The organism is Nocardiopsis lambiniae, from assembly GCF_031845465.1.
Taxonomy (GTDB): Bacteria; Actinomycetota; Actinomycetes; order Streptosporangiales; family Streptosporangiaceae; genus Nocardiopsis; species Nocardiopsis lambiniae.
Window position 1 is genome coordinate 260456 of the sequence record NZ_JAVREP010000007.1, and the last position, 20277, is coordinate 280732.

16 protein-coding genes and 2 riboswitches are annotated in these 20277 nt (G+C 74.5%); of the genes, 13 read left to right on the top strand and 3 right to left on the bottom strand.

The features are described 5' to 3' along the window. Positions 1–36: 36 nt before the first annotated feature. Positions 37–1467 (bottom strand): adenylosuccinate lyase, encoded by a 1431-nt coding sequence (purB, locus tag RM479_RS13355; protein ID WP_311512041.1) that lies wholly within the window; start codon positions 1465–1467, stop codon positions 37–39. 132 nt (positions 1468–1599) lie between these two features. Between purB and RM479_RS13360 the strand changes: the two genes are divergently transcribed. Both RM479_RS13360 and RM479_RS13365 read left to right on the top strand, forming a co-directional pair. Continuing rightward, positions 1600–2985, top strand: coding sequence for a sensor histidine kinase (locus RM479_RS13360; protein WP_311512042.1), 1386 nt, complete (start codon positions 1600–1602; stop codon positions 2983–2985). Further along, on the top strand, positions 2952–3635 hold the full coding sequence (locus RM479_RS13365) for a response regulator transcription factor (RefSeq protein ID WP_311512043.1): 684 nt from the start codon (positions 2952–2954) through the stop codon (positions 3633–3635). Before RM479_RS13360 ends, RM479_RS13365 begins: the two co-directional genes overlap by 34 nt. 72 nt (positions 3636–3707) lie before the next feature. Here the strand turns inward: RM479_RS13365 and RM479_RS13370 are convergent, their stop codons facing one another. Beyond that, positions 3708–4418, bottom strand: a complete 711-nt coding sequence (locus RM479_RS13370; protein WP_311512044.1) for a nuclear transport factor 2 family protein — start codon at positions 4416–4418, stop codon at positions 3708–3710. Positions 4419–4667: 249 nt separating this feature from the next. Between RM479_RS13370 and RM479_RS13375 the strand changes: the two genes are divergently transcribed. The 8 genes from RM479_RS13375 to RM479_RS13410 all read left to right on the top strand — a co-directional run bounded on the left by RM479_RS13375 (position 4668) and on the right by RM479_RS13410 (position 12750). Further along, positions 4668–5597 (top strand): oxygenase MpaB family protein, encoded by a 930-nt coding sequence (locus RM479_RS13375; protein ID WP_311512045.1) that lies wholly within the window; start codon positions 4668–4670, stop codon positions 5595–5597. Positions 5598–5745: 148 nt separating this feature from the next. Continuing rightward, positions 5746–6279 carry a GNAT family N-acetyltransferase gene (locus tag RM479_RS13380; protein ID WP_311512046.1) on the top strand — a complete coding sequence of 178 codons (534 nt, stop codon included), beginning with the start codon at positions 5746–5748 and terminating at the stop codon, positions 6277–6279. 314 nt (positions 6280–6593) lie between these two features. Further along, the gene (locus RM479_RS13385; RefSeq protein WP_311512047.1) at positions 6594–8084 is read left to right on the top strand and encodes an aminopeptidase P family protein; all 1491 of its coding nucleotides are present in this window, start codon (positions 6594–6596) and stop codon (positions 8082–8084) included. A 253-nt stretch (positions 8085–8337) separates the two neighbouring features. Further along, positions 8338–8538, top strand: a complete 201-nt coding sequence (locus tag RM479_RS13390; RefSeq protein ID WP_311512048.1) for a hypothetical protein — start codon at positions 8338–8340, stop codon at positions 8536–8538. Between the two features lie 156 nt (positions 8539–8694). Beyond that, positions 8695–8898: riboswitch (cobalamin riboswitch) on the top strand. A gap of 54 nt (positions 8899–8952) precedes the next feature. Continuing rightward, entirely contained in the window at positions 8953–9828 is an 876-nt protein-coding gene (locus RM479_RS13395; protein WP_311512049.1) for a nitrite reductase, read from the top strand. Further along, positions 9825–10490 carry a precorrin-8X methylmutase gene (locus RM479_RS13400; protein ID WP_311512050.1) on the top strand — a complete coding sequence of 222 codons (666 nt, stop codon included), beginning with the start codon at positions 9825–9827 and terminating at the stop codon, positions 10488–10490. Before RM479_RS13395 ends, RM479_RS13400 begins: the two co-directional genes overlap by 4 nt. After that, the gene (locus RM479_RS13405) at positions 10487–12004 is read left to right on the top strand and encodes a precorrin-2 C(20)-methyltransferase (RefSeq protein ID WP_311512051.1); all 1518 of its coding nucleotides are present in this window, start codon (positions 10487–10489) and stop codon (positions 12002–12004) included. The genes RM479_RS13400 and RM479_RS13405 overlap by 4 nt, the downstream gene beginning before the upstream one ends. Further along, on the top strand, positions 11989–12750 hold the full coding sequence (locus RM479_RS13410; RefSeq protein WP_311512052.1) for a cobalt-precorrin-4/precorrin-4 C(11)-methyltransferase: 762 nt from the start codon (positions 11989–11991) through the stop codon (positions 12748–12750). The genes RM479_RS13405 and RM479_RS13410 overlap by 16 nt, the downstream gene beginning before the upstream one ends. Before the next feature lie 39 nt (positions 12751–12789). Here RM479_RS13410 and cbiE read toward each other — a convergent pair whose 3' ends face one another. Continuing rightward, a complete protein-coding gene (gene cbiE, locus RM479_RS13415; protein ID WP_311512053.1) occupies positions 12790–14022 on the bottom strand; it encodes a precorrin-6y C5,15-methyltransferase (decarboxylating) subunit CbiE in 1233 nt (410 codons plus the stop codon). Positions 14023–14041: 19 nt separating this feature from the next. Beyond that, positions 14042–14212: riboswitch (cobalamin riboswitch) on the top strand. Between the two features lie 25 nt (positions 14213–14237). Here cbiE and RM479_RS13420 point away from each other — a divergent pair. The 3 genes from RM479_RS13420 (at position 14238) to RM479_RS13430 (ending at position 19488) form a co-directional block, all read left to right on the top strand. Further along, positions 14238–16346: a VWA domain-containing protein gene (locus RM479_RS13420; protein ID WP_311512054.1), complete on the top strand. Its 2109-nt coding sequence runs from the start codon at positions 14238–14240 to the stop codon at positions 16344–16346. After that, positions 16346–16960 carry a cob(I)yrinic acid a,c-diamide adenosyltransferase gene (gene cobO / locus RM479_RS13425; RefSeq protein WP_311512055.1) on the top strand — a complete coding sequence of 205 codons (615 nt, stop codon included), beginning with the start codon at positions 16346–16348 and terminating at the stop codon, positions 16958–16960. The genes RM479_RS13420 and cobO overlap by 1 nt, the downstream gene beginning before the upstream one ends. A gap of 77 nt (positions 16961–17037) precedes the next feature. Next, positions 17038–19488: a cobyrinate a,c-diamide synthase gene (locus RM479_RS13430; RefSeq protein WP_311512056.1), complete on the top strand. Its 2451-nt coding sequence runs from the start codon at positions 17038–17040 to the stop codon at positions 19486–19488. Positions 19489–20277 lie beyond the last annotated feature (789 nt).

The window sequence follows — 20277 nt, forward strand, 5'->3', positions numbered from 1 at the left end:
ACGCGATCCCGGCCCCCTCCAGAGCATCGAGGACGATCAGAGGATGGACCCCGGCGCGTACCCCGCCGCCTCCGGGTGCTCGGCCGTGATCGCGTCGATCCGGGCCACGACCGCCGCGACCTGCTCGGCCGCCGCGCCCGTGAACGTGATCCGGTCCGCCAGCAGCGCGTCCAGCTCCGCCCGGTCCAGCGGGAAGCGCTCGTCGTCGGCCAGCCGGTCCAGCAGCCGGTTGCCCACGCCCTCCTGGCGCATCGCCAACGCCGAACCCACCGCGTGCTCCTTGATCAGCTCGTGCGCGGTCTCCCGGCCCACGCCCGCGCGCACCGCGGCCATCAGCATCTTGGTGGTCGCCAGGAACGGCAGGTACCGGTCCAGCTCCGCCGAGATCACCGCGGGGAAGGCGCCGAACTCGTCCAGCACCGTCAGCATCGTCTCGACCAGACCGTCGAAGGCGAAGAACGCGTCCGGCAGCGCCACCCGGCGCACCACCGAGCACGACACGTCGCCCTCGTTCCACTGGTCGCCGGCCAGTTCCCCGGCCATCGACGCGTACCCGCGCAGGATCACCGTCAGCCCGTTGACCCGCTCGCACGACCGCGTGTTCATCTTGTGCGGCATCGCCGACGACCCGACCTGGCCCTCGGCGAACCCCTCGGTGACCAGCTCGTGCCCGGCCATCAGACGGATCGTCCTGGCCAGCGACGACGGACCCGCCGCCAGCTGCACCAGCGCCGTCAGCACCTCGAAGTCCAACGACCGGGGGTAGACCTGGCCCACGCTGGTGAACCGGTGCGCGAACCCCAGATGGGTCGCCACCTCGTCCTCCAACCGGGACAGCGCCGTCCGGTCGCCGCCCAACAGGTCCAGCATGTCCTGGGCGGTGCCCACCGGGCCCTTGATCCCGCGCAGCGGGTACCGGGCGATCAGCTCCTCCAGCCGCCCGTACGCCACCAGCACCTCGTCGGCGATCGACGCGAACCGCTTGCCCAGCGTGGTGGCCTGCGCCGCCACGTTGTGGGACCGGCCCGCCATCACGGTCTCGTCGTACTCGGCCGCGAGCCGGCCCAGCCGCGCCAGCAGAGCCACGGTGCGGTCGCGCACCAGCAGCAGGCTGTCGCGCACCTGCAACTGCTCGACGTTCTCGGTCAGGTCGCGCGAGGTCATGCCCTTGTGCACGTGCTCGTGCCCGGCCAGGGCGTTGAACTCCTCGATCCGCGCCTTGACGTCGTGGCGGGTGACCCGCTCACGGGCGGCGATGGACCCCAGGTCCACCCGCTCCAGGACCTTCTCGTAATCGGCCACCACGCCGTCGGGGACGTCCACGCCCAGACGCGCCTGCGCGCGCAGGACGGCCAGCCACAGTCGCCGCTCGGCGACCACCTTGTACTCCGGGGACCACAACCGGGTCAGCTCCGCCGAGGCGTATCGGGCGGCCAGGACATCGGGGATAACGGGTTTCGCGCTCACGTTCGTCCACCCTACCGTCCTGAACAGGGACGCCCGCGCCCCGGAGTCGCCCGACGGGGTGGGGCGGTCCCTACCCCCGCCCCGGTGCCCCGGCCGATTCCCCCGGGCGCCCCGACTTCCTAACGTGAGTGCATGACCACCGGAACCGTGCGACCGCGCACACCGAACACCCTCATCGGGGCGCTGGCCCGACCTCGCTTCCTCCTCACCCCCTGGCCCTGGCGGGCCCTGCTCCACTCGGTGGGCACCTCCCTCGTGGGCCTGGCCGTCATGGTGATCACCGCGCCGATCTACTCGCCCTGGGCGATGGTCCTGGGCCTGATGATCAGTCGCCCCTGGGACACGATGGAGATCGGTCGGCCCTCCGTCATCGGCCTCCTGGTGGGCCTGTTCATGATCGTGGTGTTCGCACCGCTGGTCGCCCTCCCCCTGGGCGCCCTCGAACGCCTCCGCCTGCGCACGGTCTCCACGGGCCCCTTCAACCACGGCCACCGCGAACCCCCGCCCGGCCTGTGGGGGTGGATCAGGACCCGCTACACCGAGAGCGCCACGTGGCGCGAGGTCGCCTACATGTTCCTGCTCATGCCCCTCTCCCTGCTCGTGATGATGATCCTGAGCGGTCTGGCCGGCGCGGTCGCCGTGACCGCGCTGGCGCCGCTCCTGATGCGGGACGCCCCCGACGCCGTCATCGACCTGGGCCTCTACACCGTCACCACCGTCGAGCAGGGCGTACCCCTCGTCCTCCTCAGCCCGCTGGTCGTCGTCGTCCTCCTCTACGCCTCGGGGATCCTGGCCCAAGGGCACGCCGTGATCGCCCGTGCCCTGCTCGTCGGCCCGCCCAAGGAGGAACTGCGCGCCGAACTCACCGAGGTCACCGACTCCCGGGCCCGCCTCGTCGACGCCTTCGAGTACGAACGCCGCCGCATCGAACGCGACCTGCACGACGGCGCCCAGCAGCGCCTGGTGGCGCTCAACATGGACCTGGGCATGGCGCGCCTGGACCTGGAGGAGGGCTCCGAGGCCGACCGGCGCGTCGTCGCGGCCCAGCGCAAGGCCGACGACCTCATCACCGAGCTGCGCGAACTCGTCCGCGGCATCCACCCGCGCGTCCTCACCGACCGCGGCCTGCCCGCCGCCCTGGGCGAACTCGCCGACCACTCGCCCGTCCCCGTCACCGTTCGGACCGACCTGCCCCGCCGGCTCCCCTCCCACGTGGAGGGCACCGCCTACTTCGTGGTCGCCGAGGCGCTCACCAACGTCTACAAGCACACCGAGGCCGCCGCCGCCACCGTGCACGTCTCCCTGCTCCCCGGCCCCGGCGGCGACACCCTGGTCGTGGAGGTCACCGACCACGGTCCCGGCGGCGCCGACCCCGGCCGCGGCAGCGGCCTGACCGGGATGCGGGACCGGATCGCCGTCATGGGCGGCACAATGGACCTGTCCAGCCCTCCGGGAGGGCCCACCCGCATCCGAGTGGAGCTGCCGTGCACGATCGACCGGACGGACCCGGTGAGGTGACGCCCGTCCCCACCGTGCTCGCCGAGGACGGGGTGCTGCTGCGGGAGGGGCTGGTGGGCGTCCTCGAACGCTTCGGGTTCCCCGTCGTGGCGGCGGTCGGCGACGGTGACGACCTCCTGAAGGCCGTCGACGAGCACCGGCCCGGCCTGGTCGTCACCGACATCCGCATGCCCCCCGACCTCACCGACGAGGGACTGCGCGCCGCCGTCGAGCTGCGTCGCCGCCACCCCGGCCTGTCCGTGGTGGCGCTCAGCCAGTACGTCGAACTCAGCTACGCCTCCGACCTGCTCGACTCCGGTGACGGTCGGGGCGTGGGCTACCTGCTCAAACAGCGCGTGGGCGACGTGCGCGAGTTCGCCTCCGTGCTGCGCCGGGTGGTGGAGGGCGCGACCTTCGTCGACCCCGAGGTGGTCCGCCAGCTCCTGCGCCGCCGCTCCGACCCGCTGGAGCGGCTCACCCCGCGCGAACGCGAGGTCCTGGCCCTGATGGCCGAGGGCCACTCCAACGGGGCCATCGCACGAGAGCTGGTGGTCGGCGACGCCGCCGTCGGCAAGCACGTCGGCAACATCCTCGCCAAACTCGACCTGCCCCCCGACGAGGACGTCCACCGCCGCGTCCAGGCGGTCCTGGCCTACCTGCGCGGCAGCTGACCGGTCCCGGTCCGGTCCCGGTCCGGTCCCGGCCCCGACGGTGATCCGTCGGCGCCGTTCCCGGACCGGGGGTCAGTCCTTGCCCGTCCAGTCGATCGCCACGACCGGCTCGTCACCGACCACCCACGCGTCGTGCCGGGGCGGGACGAACGCGGTGCAACCGGCGGTCACCTCCTCCTCGGCGCCGTCCTCCGGCCGTACCCGGAGGGTGCCCGACAGGAGCAGAACGGTGTGCGTGAGCTCGCACAGGTCGGTGCCGGCCCTCTCGCGCATGTGCTCCGACCAGCGCCATCCCGGCTCCATGGTGGTCCGGACGACGTTGTGGCCGCCGATCCGCACCATCTCGGCGTGCCCGTGATCGAAGGACTCCCGCGTCTCGGACGCGTCGAAGTCGCCGACCTGGACCCGGTCCGACTCCTCCTCGTCCCAGGCCTGCACGGTGACCTGGTGCGCGATCCCCCCGTCGCGCAGGTCCATCATCGTGCTGCTCATGACCATGTTGCCTTCGGGGTAGACGCACCGCTCGGTATAGGCGACGTGGTCGCCGTCGCTGACGACCTGGAGGATCTCGTGCCTCATCTCCCGCTCGCACAACTCGCGCACGACCGGGGCGATGGCGTCCTTGCCGTGCCACACCGCCGGCGAACCCGGCGGGGTCCGCTTGTCGAACATCTCCATCTCGGCGTCGTCGGTGAACATCGCGATCAGGGTGTCGGCGTCCGACTCCTCAAGGGCTCGCCGGTACGCGTCGGCCTCGAAGGAGATCGCTTTCTGTGCGGACATGTCCCACTCCTCGTACGAAGGGAAAAGGTCGCGGGCCGCGGCACCGAGGGGCTGGCCCGGGGGCGTCCCACCACACCAGGTTGCGCCCCATGCGGGTTCTCCGGGTGTCAAGAATCGGTCCGTTCTCGGCAAGAGGCGTGACGGCCGGGGCGCCGAGGGGGCGGCCCGGCCTCCCCGTATCGTGGTCGTGCGGGCCGCCCCGTACCCGGCCCCGGCGCGAGACCCCCGCGCAGCCCTGGAGGAGAGCCGATGAGACCGACCGTCGCCGCCCCCGAGAGCGTCACCTGGACCGTCCACCTGGACCGCGCGATGTGGGTGGCGGGTGTGCGCGCCCTCATGCTCCAGGCCCTCCACCCGGTGGCCATGCGGGGCGTCTGGCAGCGTTCGGACTTCCGCTCCGACCCCACCGGCCGGCTCCTGCGCACCGCCCACTTCGTCGCCGTCACCACCTACGGCTCCCCCGAGGAGGCCGATCGGCTGGGCGAGCACGTGCGCCGGGTGCACCGGTCCCTGTCCTTCACCGATCCCGACACCGGACGCCGCCACCGCGTCGACGAACACGACCTGCTGGTGTGGGTGCACTGCGCCGAGGTCACCTCCTACCTGGAGACCGCGGTGCGCGCCGGGGTGCCCCTCACCCCCGCCGAGTGGGATCGCTACCTCGACGAACAGTCGACCACCGCCACCTACGTCGGCCTGTCCCGCGACGACGTGCCCCGCTCGGTCGCCGACATGCGCCGCTACCTGGCCTCGGTGCGACCCGTTCTGCGGGTGACCCCCGAGGCGAGGCGGGCGGTCCGGTTCCTGCTGTGGCCCAAGGTCCCCGACCACCTGGCCGCGCTGGCCCCGCTCAAGCCCCTGTGGTTCCCCGTCGGCGCCCTGTCCTACGCCACCCTGCCCGATTGGGCGCGTCGCGAGTACGGGGTCCTGCCCGCGCTCCCCGGCGCCGGGGCGGCGGCCACCGCCGGTCTGCGCGCCCTGCGCCGCGGACTCGACGTCGTGCCCGAGCGCTACTACAACCTCATCTTCGACGAGGCCACCGTGCGCAGCGCCGAGGAGGCCAAGGAACGCCTGCTCGCCGCCGGGTACCGGGTGGAGAACGGGTTCCGCGCACTGCGTTCGCGCACCCGCTTCCGCCCCCCGCAGGTGCCCGCCCCGAGGTCTCCGGCCGACGCCTGAACGCCTGATCGGGCACCGGCCGGACATCCGGGAGCACCGTCCGCCGGACGTGACCGATCACGTGTGGCCGCGTTCCGTGACGGTGGATAGCATTCCCGGCGGGCGCCCGCCGAGGGGCGATCGGTCACGTGGACGGGAAGAGGCGGCGATGACACGGCCGGGAATCGAGGAGACGATCGGGGCGACCGGCGTCGACGGGGTGCGCATGCTCACGGTCCGCCACGACGATCCCCGGGTGGAGGGACTGCTCGCCGGACTGTCGGAGGAGTACACCGAACGCTACGGTGCCGAGGGCGCCGCCAACGAGCTGTCCCGCTACCCCATCACCGAGTTCGCCGCACCCCACGGCCGGGTCGTGCTCGCCGAACTCGACGGTGGGATCGTCGCCGGGGGAGCCCTGCGCCCCTACCGTCCGCGACCCGGGATCGACCCGACCACCGCCGAGTTCAAGCGGATCTGGACCTCCTCCCGGCACCGACGGCGCGGCCTGGGCCGCAGGGTCATGACCGCGCTGGAGGCCGCCGCCCGCGAGCTGGGCTACCGCGACGTCATCCTGTTCACCGGGCCCAACCAGCCCGAGGCCGTCGCGCTGTACGAGCGGATCGGCTACCGGTGGGTGGACCCCGCCACCATCGACGACCTGCCCTACTCCAGGGCCATCCCGTTCGTCCACGGACTCTGACCTCGTCCTTCGGTCCCCTCCTCTCCTCCCCGCAGAGGAGAGCGCGGGACCACCCGCCGACGGTCCGGGGCGCCGACGTCCGCTCCTCGGGGGCCGACGCGCGCCGGTACCCACCTTCGCCCGCTCTCACCTGCGCCATTGACGGTAACGAGGGCATAACGCGGGGTGTCCGTGCGTTATGGGGTTCGCTATGTCCGCGTAACGGTCACGGCACCGACCGTCCCCCTACGATGGGCGGCGAAGGCCGTCACCGGCGGCCCCGTTCGGCCGTCCACCCCACGGCCACCGACGACCACGACGAGGAGAGTCACGACGTGAGCGAGCAGCAGCGCCCCGGAACCGACCCGAGCACCTTCGTGTTCACGCCACGCAAGAACGGCCAGGCGCAGACGGTCTCCGACGAGCTCGCCGCGTGGATGAGCACCGGGTGGGCCGACACCGCCCGCCGCGACCTCGACCCCATCGAGCAGGCGGAGCACACCGCCCGCCGCCGCGCCGCCCTGGGCGCCGCCTTCCCCGGTGAGCGCCTCGTCATCCCCGCCGGGCGACTGCTCACCCGCTCCAACGACACCGAGTACCCGTTCCGCGCGGCCTCGGATTACGCCTACCTCACCGGCGACACCTCCGACGGCGGCTGCCTGGTCCTCACCCCGCGCGCGGACGGCGGCCACGACTCCGTCCTCTACCTCAAGCCGCGCTCCGACCGCGAGAACGGCGAGTTCTGGCTCGGCGGCTACGGCGAGCTCTGGACCGGTCGCCGCAACAGTCTGCCCGAGGCCGCCGACCTGTTCGGCGTGCCCACCGCCGACGTCACCACCCTCACCGACGTCCTGCGCGCCACCGACACCGCCGTGCGCGTCGTGCGCGGCCACGACGCCGAGCTCGACGCCGTCGTCGACGAGGTGCGCGCCGACGTCGACGAGGAGGCCCGCGCCAAGTCCGCGACCCTGGACGAGGAGTTCGCCATCACCCTGGCCGACCACCGTCTGGTCAAGGACGAGTGGGAGATCGCCCAGCTCCAGCTCGCCGTCGACGCCACCGTTCGCGGTTTCGAGGACGTCGCCAGGACGCTGCCGCAGGCCAAGGACACCTCCGAGCGCTTCATCGAGGGCACCTTCTTCCTGCGCGCCCGGGTGGAGGGCAACGACGTCGGTTACGGCACCATCGCCGCCTCCGGCCCCAACGCCACCACCCTGCACTGGACCCGCAACGACGGACCCGTCCGCGACGGCGACCTGCTGCTGCTCGACGCCGGAGTGGAGACCACCGGCCTCTACACCGCCGACGTCACCCGCACCATGCCGGTCTCGGGGACCTTCACCGATGTCCAGCGCAAGGTGTACGACCTGGTGTACGCCGCCCAGGAGGCGGGCATCGCCGCGGTCGCACCGGGCGCCCCGTTCATCGCCTTCCACCAGGCCGCCCAGCGGGTACTGGCCGAGGGCCTGATCGAGTGGGGCCTGCTGGAGGGACCGGTGGACCACGTCCTCGAACTGGGGCTCCAGCGCCGCTACACCCTGCACGGCACCGGCCACATGCTCGGCCTGGACGTGCACGACTGCGCGGTCTCCCGCCAGGAGGTCCACCTGTACGGCGACCTCGAACCCGGCATGGTCCTCACCGTCGAGCCCGGCCTGTACTTCCAGGCCGACGACCTGACCGTCCCCGAGGAACTGCGCGGCATCGGCGTGCGCATCGAGGACGACGTCCTGGTCACCGAGGACGGCCGCACCGTCATGTCGGCGGCCCTGCCCCGCTCCTCCGCCGAGGTCGAGGCCTGGCTGGCCGAGCGCCTGCCGCGCTGATCCGGCTCCGGGCCCACAGCCCGACTCCGGCTCTCCGGGCCGCCCTTCCGTCCCTCGGGAGGGCGGCCCGGCCCTTGTCCCGGATTCCCCCGGGCGGGTGTCGAATCCGGGACCCGTCGTCGTCATCCTCGCGGACCGCCCCTCCGGGTGGCCACGTGCAACGACGACGAGCAGGAGCCGACACGCGCCACGTCCTCCTGCCGCACGACACCGAACCCGACCCGAGGAGATCTCGCAGGAGGAGATCGAGGCCGTGCGGGAGGCCTTCGGCGCCCACGGGCGTGCCCTGGAGGCCGCCGGGGTGCCGGTCCCACCGCACGCCACCAACGCGCTCACCCCGCGCGAGGGTGACCCGCGCGTCCGGGACGTCGAGGTGCGCGGCGCGGACGGTCGCGGGTACGACGTCATCGTCGACCTGTCCGGCGAGGTCGTCGACGTCCGCGAGGACGACTGACCGCCCGGCCTGTCCGCCCGTCCGGCGCGGGACCACCGTCACCGGCCGGTGTTCCCGCCCATGGCGGGCCGCCCCCTCGCCGGATTCGCCTGTCGGGGTTCGGGTGCCTTCGACCGGGGTGAAGGCAAGACCGCTGGTCGGAGCCGTAGGTGGACGTTGTACGCTCTTCGGGCCAGTCGTACTCCACTTCGTGGGGCAGGGAACCCGGTGCGAATCCGGGACTGACGCGCAGCGGTGAGGGTGACGGGCGGGCACGCTCCGGGACTTCCGTCCCGGGCAGCCACTGGGGCACCGCCCCGGGAAGGCGCTCCGCACCGGCCGACCCCGAGTCCGAAGACCTGCTGGCGCTGGCGGTCACGGGCCGCCAGGTCACCCGCGGGCCCCGCGTACGGGCCCCCGAACCGAAGGACGTGCATGTTCCCCGCGGACGCCCCCGCGCCCCGCACCCGGCGCGACCGCTGCCCCGGTGCCCTCAGACCCTGGAAGGCCGAGGACGGCCTGCTGGTCCGGCTCCGCCTCATCGGCGGACGCCTCCCGGCACGGTCCCTGACCACCCTGGCGGCCGTCGCCCGGGAGTACGGCTCCGGGCGTGTCCACGTCACGGGGCGGGCCAACCTCCAGGTGCGCGCCCTGCCCGAACGGGACGGACGGCTCACCCCGGACGCGCTCCGGGCCCTGGAGGCGACCGGGCTGCTGCCCTCGCCCACCCACGAACTCGTCCGCAACGTGATGGTCTCCCCGCTCACCGGCCTGGAGGGCGGGCGCGCCGACCTGCGCCCGGTCGCCGCCGCGCTGGACGCGGCCCTGTGCTCGGCCCCGCACCGCGCCGCCCTGCCCGGCCGCTTCCTGTTCGCCCTCGACGACGGACGCGGCGACCTCGTGGCGCGCGCCTGCGACCTCGGCCTCGTCGCGCTCGACGATCGCACCGCCCGGCTGCGCATCGGTGACCACCACGGCCCGGTGGTCCGGCTGGACGAGGCGGCCGACGCCCTCGTCCGTCTCGCCGACGCGTTCCTGGAACGGCGCGGCGACGGCCCCGGAGCGCCGTGGCACGTCGCCGAGCTCCCCCTCCCGCTGTCCGCCCCCGAACCGCCCGACCCGCGCCTGCCGGACCCCGCCCCGCCGCTCCCGTACGGCCCGCTGCCCTTCGGCGGGCGCCACGTCCACGTGCCCGAGGAGGGCCTGGGCCGCGCCGACGCCGACGCCCTCGCCGAGGAGGCCCTCGCCGCCGGCGGGGAACTCGTCGTCACGCCCTGGCGCGGCGTCCTCGTCCCCGGGACGGCGCGGTGACCGCCCCCCGCCGGCCGAACCGGCACTACGGCTACATCGACGACGGCCCCGCGATCTACGTGGACTCCTTCGCCCTCATCCGCGAGGAGGCGTGTCTGGGGCACCTGCCCGCCGACGCCGAGCGTCTCGCCGTGCGGATGATCCACGGCACCGGACAGGTGGACCTCGCCGCCGACCTCGTGGTCCACCCCGATCTGGTCAGGGCCGCCCGGTCCGCCCTGCGGGCGGGCGCGCCCGTGCTGTGCGACGCGACCATGGTCGCCACCGGTGTGACCAGGAGCCGCCTGCCCGCGGACAACGAGGTGCTGTGCCTCCTGGGCGACGACCGCGTCCCCGACCTGGCCCGCCGCTGGGGCACCACCCGGTCCGCCGCCGCGGTCTCCCTGTGGGAGCCGCGGCTGGAGGGCGCCGTCGTCGCCTTCGGCAACGCGCCCACGGCGCTCTTCCACCTGCTGGAGATGCTGGTCGACGGAGCCCCGCGCCCCGCGGCGATCGTCGGCTGCCCGGTCGGGTTCGTCGGCGCCGCCGAGTCCAAGCAGGCCCTGGAGGAGTTCGCCGACCGCCACGGCGTCGACATCCCCTACGTTCTCGCCCGAGGCCGCCGAGGCGGCTCCGCGATGGCCGCCTCGGCCCTCAACGCCCTCGCGAAGGAGGAGGAGTGACCGGCAGATTCCACGGTGTCGGGGTCGGCCCCGGCGATCCGGAGCTGATCACCCTGAAGGGCGCGCGCCTCATCGCCGCGGCCGACGTCGTCGCCTACCACTGCGGCCCGGGCAAGGAGTCCAACGCCCGCCGCACCGCCCGGGACCTCATTCCGGCGGGGGCGGTCGAGGAGAGGCTCGTCTACCCGGTGACCACCGGAACGGCCGACCATCCGGGCGGCTACCAGGGGGCCCTGGCCGACTTCTACGAGGAGTCCGCCGCCCGCCTGGCCGCCCACCTCGACGCCGGGCGCGACGTCGTCCTGCTCTCCGAGGGCGACCCGCTGTTCTACGGGTCGTACATGTACATGCACGACCGCCTGGCCGAGCGGTACGGGGCCGAGATCGTCCCCGGGGTGCCCGCCCTCGCCGCCGCCACCGCCGCCGCGGCCTCCCCCCTGGCCCGCCAGACCGACGTCCTCACCGTCCTGCCCGGGACCCTGCCCGAGCCGGAACTCGCCCGTCGGCTCGCCGACACCGACGCGGCCGTCATCATGAAGCTCGGCCGCACGTTCCCGGCCGTCCGCCGCGCCCTGGAGGCGGCGGGCCGGCTGGAGCACGCCGTGTACGTGGAGCGCGCCTCCATGGAGGGCGAGCGCCGCCTGCCGGTGGCCGAGGTGGACCCGGACGCGGTGCCCTACTTCTCCCTGATCCTGGTCACCGGGGACAGCCGCAACGGCACCCGCTCCCGGAACCGGGGCGCGGCGGAACCGGCGGCCGACACCGGACTCCCGGCGTCCGCGGAGGAACTGCTGGTCGTCGGCCTGGGCCCCGGCCCCGACCGCTGGCTCACCCCCGAGGTCCGGGAGGCGCTCGCGGGGGTGGACCACGTGGTGGGCTACGGTCCCTACGTCGCCAGGGTCCCCCAGCGCCCCGGGCTGATCCGGCACGCCTCGGGCAACACCGTCGAACTCGACCGCGCGCGGCTCGCCCTCGACCTGGCCGCCAAGGGCGAGCGCGTCGCCGTCGTCTCCGGCGGCGACGCCGGGATCTTCGGCATGGCCACCGCCGTGTTCGAGGCCGCCGAGGACCCCCGGTACCGGGACGTGCCCGTGCGCGTCCTGCCCGGGGTGAGCGCCGTCCAGGCGGTCGCGGCACGGGCCGGCGCCCCCGTCGGCGGTGACTTCGCGGTCATGAGCCTCTCGGACCGGCTCAAACCGTGGGACGTCATCGAGCGCCGGCTGCGCGCCGTCGCCGACGCCGACCTCGCCCTGGCCCTCTACAACCCCGCCTCGCGCTCTCGCACCGGACAGATCGCCACCGCGCGACGCGTCCTGCTGGAGCACCGCGACCCCGACACGGTGGTCGTCGTGGGGCGGGACGTGGGCCGGGACGGGGAGGACCTGACGGTGACCACCCTGGGAGGGCTGGACCCCGCCGCCGTCGACATGCGCTGCCTGCTCATCGTCGGCGCCTCCGGTACCCGGGTCTCACCCTCGGGCCGTGTCTGGACCCCCCGGTGGGTGAAGCCGTGACCGTCCACTTCGTGGGGGCCGGCCCCGGCGCCGCGGACCTGCTGACCGTGCGCGCCACCCGGATGCTCGGCGCGGCCGACGTGGTGCTCTACCCCGGGACGTACCTGGACCCGGACGTCCTGTCCCACTGCGCGCCCGGGGCCGACCTGGTGGACACCCAGGGCCTGGACCTGGACGGCATCACCGACCGGCTGGTCCTCGCGCACCGGGCCGGGCACGACGTCGTCCGGCTGACCTCCGGCGACCCGTCGCTGTACTCCGCCCTCGCCGAGCAGACCCGTAGGCTCGACGCCCACGGGGTCCCCTGGGACGTCACCCCCGGCGTGCCGGCCTACGCCGCGGCCTCGGCCCTGGTGGGCCGGGAGCTGACCGTGCCGCTGGTCGCGCAGTCGGTGGTGCTCACCCGGACCCGGGCGCGCTCGACCGCGATGCCCTCGACGGAGTCCCTGGCGGCGTTCGCCGCGACCCGGGCCACCCTGGTGCTGCACCTGGCGATCATCCGGGTCCGGGCGCTCATGGAGGAGATCGCGCCCGAGTACGGCGGGGACTGCCCCGTCGTCGTGGTCCACCGGGCCAGCCAGCCGGGTGAGGTGGTCCTGCGCGGGACGGTGGCCGACATCGCCGACCGGGTGGAGGAGGCCGGGTTCCGGCAGGCCGCGGTCATCCTGGTGGGGCGGGCCCTGGACCCGCGGGGCGGCGGTGACTCCTACCTCTACGACCCGGCCCGCCCCCGGCCCGGCGGTTAGCCGCCCGGGGATCGGGGCCGGGCACCGCACGGCGTCGGGTCACGGGCCCCAGGCCCACTGGGTGACCGTGCGCGCGGGCGTCCACCCGGTGAACCCGCCGATCGGCGCGGCCGTCTCGACGGAGATCCGGGTCAACTCCCCGCCGTGGTCCCGGTGCGCCTCGGCCAACAGCCGCTCGGTCTCCAGGGTCACCCCGTGCACCACCAGGCGGCCCCCCGGGCGCAGCGCCCCCAGACAGGCCTCCAGTACCCCGGGTCGCGTGGCGCCGCCGCCGACGAACACCGCGTCGGGTCCGGGCAGCCCCGACAGCGCCTCCGGGGCACGCCCGGTGACCACGCGCAGCCCCGGCACCCCGAGCCCGCCCGCGTTGCGTCCGATCCGCGCGGCCCGCTCGGGGTCGGCCTCCACCGCCGTCGCCGTGCACGTGGGGTGCGCCCGCATCCACTCGATCCCCACCGACCCCGCACCGGCGCCCACGTCCCACAGGTGCAGACCCGGGGCGGGCGCCAGCCGGGCCAGCGCGGAGGCGCGCAGGTCCCGCTTGGTGAGCTGTCCGTCGTGTTCGTACGCGTCGTCGGGCAGCCCGGCCGTCAGGCCGTGGCCGGGCGGGCCGACGAACTCCAGGGCGAGGACGTGCAGCGCGGGCACGGACCCGGGATCCACCCGGGACCATCCGTCGGCCGTGCCCTCCAGGCGCGACTCGGCGTCCGAGCCCAGGTCCCCGAGCACGGTCATGCGGCTGCCCCCGTACCCGGCGCCGCTCAGCAGGGCGGCCGTGAGCGCGGGGGTGCCCGCGTCGGAGGAGAGCACCAGCAGGCGCCGGCCGGGGGACGGCCACCGCAGCAGCAGGCGGGGGTCGCGTCCGACGAGGGTCACCACCGCGCACCGTTCCGCGGGCCAGCCCATCCGTGCCCGGGCCAGCGCCACCGAGGAGAGGGCGGGTTCCACCCGCACCGCGTCCGCGCCCAGCAGGTCGATGAGCGTGGTGGCCACACCCGACACCAGCGGGTCGCCCGAGGCCAGGGCCACCACGGACCCGCCGTCGCAGGAGGCGAGCAGCGGCGGCAGCCCCTCCCGCAGGGGTGAGGGCCAGACCTCGCGGCGCTGCCCCGCCCGCTCCGGAAGCATCGCCAGGTGCCTGCGCCCGCCCAGCACCACACCCGCGTCCAGCACCGTCCGGCGCAGGCGCTCGGGGAGTCCCGGCCAGCCGTCGGCGCCGACGCCGACGACCGTGACTCGGGGTTCGGGGACGGGGCGGGTGTCGATGCTCATGGGGTGGACGCTATCGTCGAACTCTGGTGCGAGGTGCTCCGGCCTCCCCACCATCGGAAACGGTGGGAAGGGCGACCGGGGAGAATCTGGGAAGCCGGTGAGATTCCGGCACAGGCCCGCTGCGGTGAACCGAGCCTCCTTACAGGAGGACCCGGCAAGTCCGAAGACCGGCCCCGCACCCGTCAGACCCATGGCGAAACGAGCGGGAGCCTCACATGCCATTGCGGCCATCGCACTATCCCTTCTCCGCGATCGTCGGCTGCGACACCGAGCCGATGGACGACCTCGGGCTCGCACTGGTCCTGGCCAGTGTCTCCCCGGAGATCGGCGGCGTCCTGGTACGGGGGGAGAAGGGCACCGCCAAGTCCACCGCGGTGCGGGCCCTGGCCTCCCTCCTGCCGCCCGTCGAGGTCCATCGGGGCGACCGCTTCTCCGTCGACCCGGCCGACCCCGCGCAGGAGTCGCCGGACGGCCCCTTCCCGCCCGGCACGGCAGTGGAGAGCCGCCCGGTACGCCTGGTCGAACTCCCCGTGGGCGCCACCGAGGACCGCGTCCTGGGCTCCCTGCACCTGGAGCAGGCGCTCACGCACGGCCAGGTCGCCTACGAACCCGGTCTGCTGGCGCGGAGCCACCGCGGCCTCCTCTACGTGGACGAGGTCAACCTGCTCCACGACCACCTGGTCGACCTCCTCCTCGACGCCGCCGCGACCGGCCGGGTGACCGTGGAACGCGACGGGTTCTCCGTGGAGCACGCCGCGCGGTTCCTGCTCATCGGCACGATGAACCCCGAGGAGGGTGAGTTGCGCCCGCAGCTCCTGGACCGGTTCGGGCTCACCGTCGAGGTCTCCGCGCCCTCCGACCCCGCCGCCCGCGTCGAGGTGGTCCGCAGACGCATGGCCTACGACTCCGACGCGGCGGCCTTCACGCAGCGCTACGGGCCGGCCGAGAAGGCCCTCGCCGAGCGCATCGCGGCGGCCAGGGACACCGTCCGGCGCGTCCGACTGTCCCACGCCGCCCTGCTGAAGATCGCCCAGGTGTGCGCGGCGTTCGAGGTCGACGGCCTGCGCGCCGACATCGTGACCGCCCGCACGGCCCTCGCGCACGCCGCCTGGGAGGGCCGGACCTCGGTCACCCGGGCCGACATCCGCCGCGCGGCCCTGCTGGCGCTGCCGCACCGGCGCCGTCGCAACCCCTTCGACGCGCCGGGCATCGACGAGGAACTCCTCGACCGCGTCCTGGGAGACGAGGAGCCGCCGCCGGACGACCCCGAACCGCCGGGCGGCTCCGACGACCCCGTCGACTCCGGTGACCCCGCCCCCGGTGAGGACGGCGCCCCCGACACCGACGGGCCGGAAGAGGACCCCTCCCAGGCCCCGAACACCGGTCACGACGAACCGGAAACGTCCCCCGCGCCGCCCCGGGGGCCGGAGGACTCCCGGGAACCGGAAGCCGCCCAAGAGCCGGAGGAGTCCCGGGAGGTCGAGGCCGACGGCACGGCGCCCCGGCCCGCGGCGGGCACCACGGTCCGGGCGAGCACCCCCTATCGCCCCCGGGCGTTCACCGTGCGGGGCACCGGGGCCGGCGCCGACGGCCGACGCAGCCGCGCCATCGGCACCCGGGGCCGCAGGATCGGTGCCGAGCCGCCCGGCCGGGGTCCCGGAGGCTCGCTCCACCTGGGGGAGACCGTCAAGGCGGCGGCCTCCCGCCCCCACACCGGCGGTCGGGTCGGCCTGCTTCCCCGCGACCTGCGCGTCGCGGTGCGCGAGGGCCAGGAGAGCAACCTGGTGCTGTTCTGCGTCGACGCGTCCGGCTCCATGGCGGCGCGCAAGCGCATGGGCGAGGTCAAGACCGCCATCCTGTCCCTGCTCCTGGACGCCTACCGGCGCCGCGACAAGGTCGGCCTCGTGACCTTCCGGGGAACGAGGGCCGAACTGGTGCTGCCGCCGACCCGTTCGGTCGACACCGCCGCCGCCCGCCTGGACGCACTGCCCGCCGGCGGGCGGACCCCGCTCGCCGAGGGCCTGCTGGAGGCCGCCCGGGTCCTGCGGCGCGAACGCTTGCGCGATCCGAGACAGCGTCCGCTGCTCGTTCTGGTGACCGATGGCCGGGCCACCGGCGGCCGGGGCTCCGTCGGCCGCTCACTGGAGGCCGCCGACCACGTCGCCGGACTGGGTGTGGCCACCGTCGTCGTGGACGGTGAGTCCGGTCCGCTGCGACTGGGGCTGGCCGCCGATCTCGCCCGGCGGCTGGGAGCCGAACACATCCCCGTGTCCGAGGTCAGCGCCGACGCACTGGGCGACGCCGTGAGAGAGAGGGCCGCCTGATGCCCCAGGGCAAGCCGCTCGTCGTCCCCGACGACGGGCTCACCACGCGCCAGCGCCGCAACCGACCCGTGCTCGCCGTCCACACCGGTGACGGCAAGGGCAAGTCGACCGCCGCCTTCGGGCTCGCGCTGCGCGGCTGGAACCAGGGCTGGCGGATCGGGGTGTTCCAGTTCGTGAAGTCGGCGAAGTGGCGCATCGGCGAGCAGACCGTGCTCGAACGCCTGGGCCGGCTCCACGAGGAGACCGGTGAGGGCGGCCCCGTGGAATGGCACAAGATGGGCTCGGGCTGGTCCTGGAGCCGCCGCCAGGGCAGCGCGGAGGACCACGCCGCGGACGCGGCCGAGGGCTGGGAGGAGATCAAGCGCAGGCTCGCCGACGAACGGCACGACCTGCTCATCCTCGACGAGTTCACCTATCCCGTCCACTGGGGCTGGGTCGACGTCGAGGACGTCGTGGCCGCCCTGCGGGACCGGCCGGGCCGCCAGCACGTGGTGATCACCGGCCGCCGTGCCGCCCCCGAGCTCCTGGAGGTGGCGGACCTGGTCACCGAGATGACCAAGGTCAAGCACCCGATGGACGCGGGCCGCAAGGGCCAGCGGGGGATCGAGTGGTGAGGACCCCGGCGGCTTCCGAGCCGACGGGGTCGTCCCGGCCGACCCCCCCGGTACGGCCGACGGCCCTGCCCCGACTGATGGTCGCCGCCCCCATGACCGGGCAGGGCAAGACCACGGTCGCGACCGGGCTGATGGCCGCCCTCCGTGACGCCGGACACGTGGTGAGCGGCCACAAGGTCGGCCCGGACTACATCGACCCGGGCTACCACGCCCTGGCCACCGGTCGTCCCGGACGCAACCTCGACCCCCACCTGGTCGGTGAGGAGCGGGTGACGCCGCTGCTCCTGCACGGGGCCCGGGGCGCCGGCGTCGCCGTCGTCGAAGGGGTCATGGGTCTGCACGACGGGCGGATCGGCACCGGCGGGTTCGCGTCGTCGGCGCACGTCGCGGCCCTCACCCGGACACCGGTGGTCCTGGTCGTGGACGTGTCCCGCATGTCCCGGTCCGTGGGAGCCCTGGTGGCGGGCATGGCCGACTACGACCCGTCGATCGAGGTCGTCGGCGTGATCCTGAACAAGGCCGGTTCGGCGCGCAACGTCGCCGAGATCACCCGCTCGGTCGCCCCGCCCGTCCTCGGCGTGGTCCCCCGCGACGAGCGGATCGCCAGCCCGTCCCGCCACCTCGGGCTCGTCCCGGCGTCGGAGCGGGAGGACTCGGCACGGGTGGTCGAACGCCTCGGTGAGCACGTCGCGAACCATGTCGACCTGGACGCCCTGCTGGAGGTGGCCCGCTCCGCACCCGCCCTGGACGCCCGCCCCTGGGACCCGGCCGAGGAGGTGACGGCACCGGGCGCGGGCCCGCGCCCGGTTGTCGCCGTGGCCGGAGGCCGGGCCTTCACCTTCCGCTACACCGAGACCGAGGAGTTGCTCACCGCCGCCGGATGCGAGGTCGTCGGCTTCGATCCGCTCGGTGACGCCGGGTTGCCCGCCGGGACCCGGGGCGTCTACCTGGGCGGGGGCTTCCCGGAGGTGTACGCGGGCGAACTCGCCGCGAACCGGGGGCTGCTGGCCGACCTGCGCGACGCGGTGCGTGACGGGGTGCCCACCGTCGCCGAGTGCGCCGGTCTGCTCTACCTCGCGGAGTCGCTCGACGGTCGGTCCATGGCCGGGGCCGTCCCGGCGCGCGCCCGGATGACGGAGCGCCTCACCCTGCGCTATCCCGAGGCGGTCTCGCCCCGGGACATGCTGCTGACCCGGGCGGGGGAGAGGGTGACCGGGCACGAGTTCCACCGCACCCGGATCACCCCGGAGACCGGTGCGGACGGACCGGCGTGGGAGATCGAGGGAGCCGGGGAGGGGTTCGCCTCGCCGACCCTGCACGCGTCCTACCTCCACGTCCACTGGGCCGGGCACCCCCGGCTCGCCGCCCGCTTCGCCGACGCCGTGTCCGGTTCCGGCGCCCTCGCGGCCGACCGGCCCGCCCGGGAGGGGGCGGCAAGGGCCCCGGAAGCGCCTTCCGGGGACGCCCACGGCGCGCCGGGCCCCGTGTCCGGGCCCGCCGCGACGGACATCCCCGACACGTCACCGGTGGACCCGCTGCGCCACCACGGCGACGCCGAGACCGGCCCCGGGCTGCTCGACCTGGCGGTCAACGTGTACGCGGGCCCGCGCCCCGACTGGCTCGACCGCGCCCTGCGCGCGAGCCTGGACGACGCCGCCGCCTACCCCGACCCGGCCCCCGCGCGCGCCGCCATCGCCCGCCGCCACGGACGCGACCCCGCCGGGGTCCTGCCCACCGCCGGGGCCGCGGAGGCGTTCACCCTCATCGCGCGGCTGCGGCCGTGGCGCCGACCGGTGGTCGTGCACCCCCAGTTCACCGAGCCGCACGCCGCCCTGGAGCAGGCCGGGCACACCGTCACCACCGTGCTCTGCGAGGAGGACGACGGCTTCGTCTTCGACCCCACCGCCGTTCCCGAGGGCGCGGACCTGGTGATGGTCGGCAACCCCACCAACCCCACCGGGGTCCTGCACCCCGCCGAGACGCTGCGCGCCCTCCGCCGCCCCGGCCGCCTCCTCGTCGTCGACGAGGCGTTCATGGACGCCGTTCCCGGCGAACCCGGGTCACTGGCGGGGGAGGGGCTCCCGGGTGTGGTGGTCCTGCGCAGTCTCACCAAGCACTGGTCGATCCCCGGCATCCGGGCCGGATACCTCGTCGGGGACCCGGCGGCGGTTCGCGAGCTGGCCCGGGTGCAGACGCCCTGGTCGGTGTCCGCGCCCGCGATCGCCGCCACCGTCGCCTGCATGAGCGCCGAAGCGGTCGCGGAAGCGGAGCGCCGCGCGAAGGAACTCGACGACCGGCGCATCGAGCTGGAGGCCGGGCTGCGTGGAGCGGGGATCGGGTTCGTGCCCTCCCGGGCCCCGTTCGTCCTGGTGAAGGCGGGTCAGGGAGTCCACGCGCGGCTGCGGGAACGGGGCATCGCCGTACGCCGGGCCGACACCTTTCCCGGTCTGGACGCCGCCTGGGTGCGCGTGGCCGTGCGCCCGTCCGAGATCACGCGCACGCTGCTCGCCGCCCTGTCGGCGGGGTAGCCGAGCTGCCGTGTTCCCGTTCCCGGCGGGCAGGTGGACGACGCGGGCACCGCCCGGGTTCTGAGCCCGTGGGCGGGGGCGGGCGGATCGGTGCGCGGCCACAGCACCAGGAGGAGGGCGTCGACGTCGGGGGCATCGACCATGCCGGTGGGGGACCACGCCGGTGGGGGTGACGGCCCAGAACACCGGGTGGCGGTGGCTGGCCCGGACCCGTGCGGCCTGCACGTGCTCGCGGGCGAACTCCAAGACATGGCCGCCCAGGCGGGGTCAGGCGCAGGCCCTCCTTGGTGCGGTACACGCGCGGGGTGTGGCTGCCGCCCGAGCCTGACCGGATTCCCGCCCCTCCCTCCCCGTGATCTTGCTACCAGAGGCAACCTCGGCGCCGAGGTTGCCTCTGGTAGCAAGATCACGGGGAGGGAGGGGTTTCGGAAGCAGTGGACACTCAGGGGCAGGGTTTTGGGCGTGAGGGGGTTTCGGGCTGGGTGGTAACTGATGGGTTTGGCCGGGCCGGGTGGTAACTGATGGGCGGGCTGTCCGGGCGAAGGGCGGGAGGTGCCTACCGGCCCGGCCACTCTCCCCCTTCCCGATGGCCGCCGACCCGCCGTCCACACCGCCACCGGAATTCCCACCTACCTGCTGGTGGACCGTGACACGAACGCCCCGGTGGTCCACTCACGGCCCGAACGCGGTGAACCCCAGGACAGGTCGAGGCACCTCCACCGCGACAGGTCCGGGATCCCCGGTACCGGGATGACCCCGGACACCGACGGGCTGAAGAAGCGGTCCGCC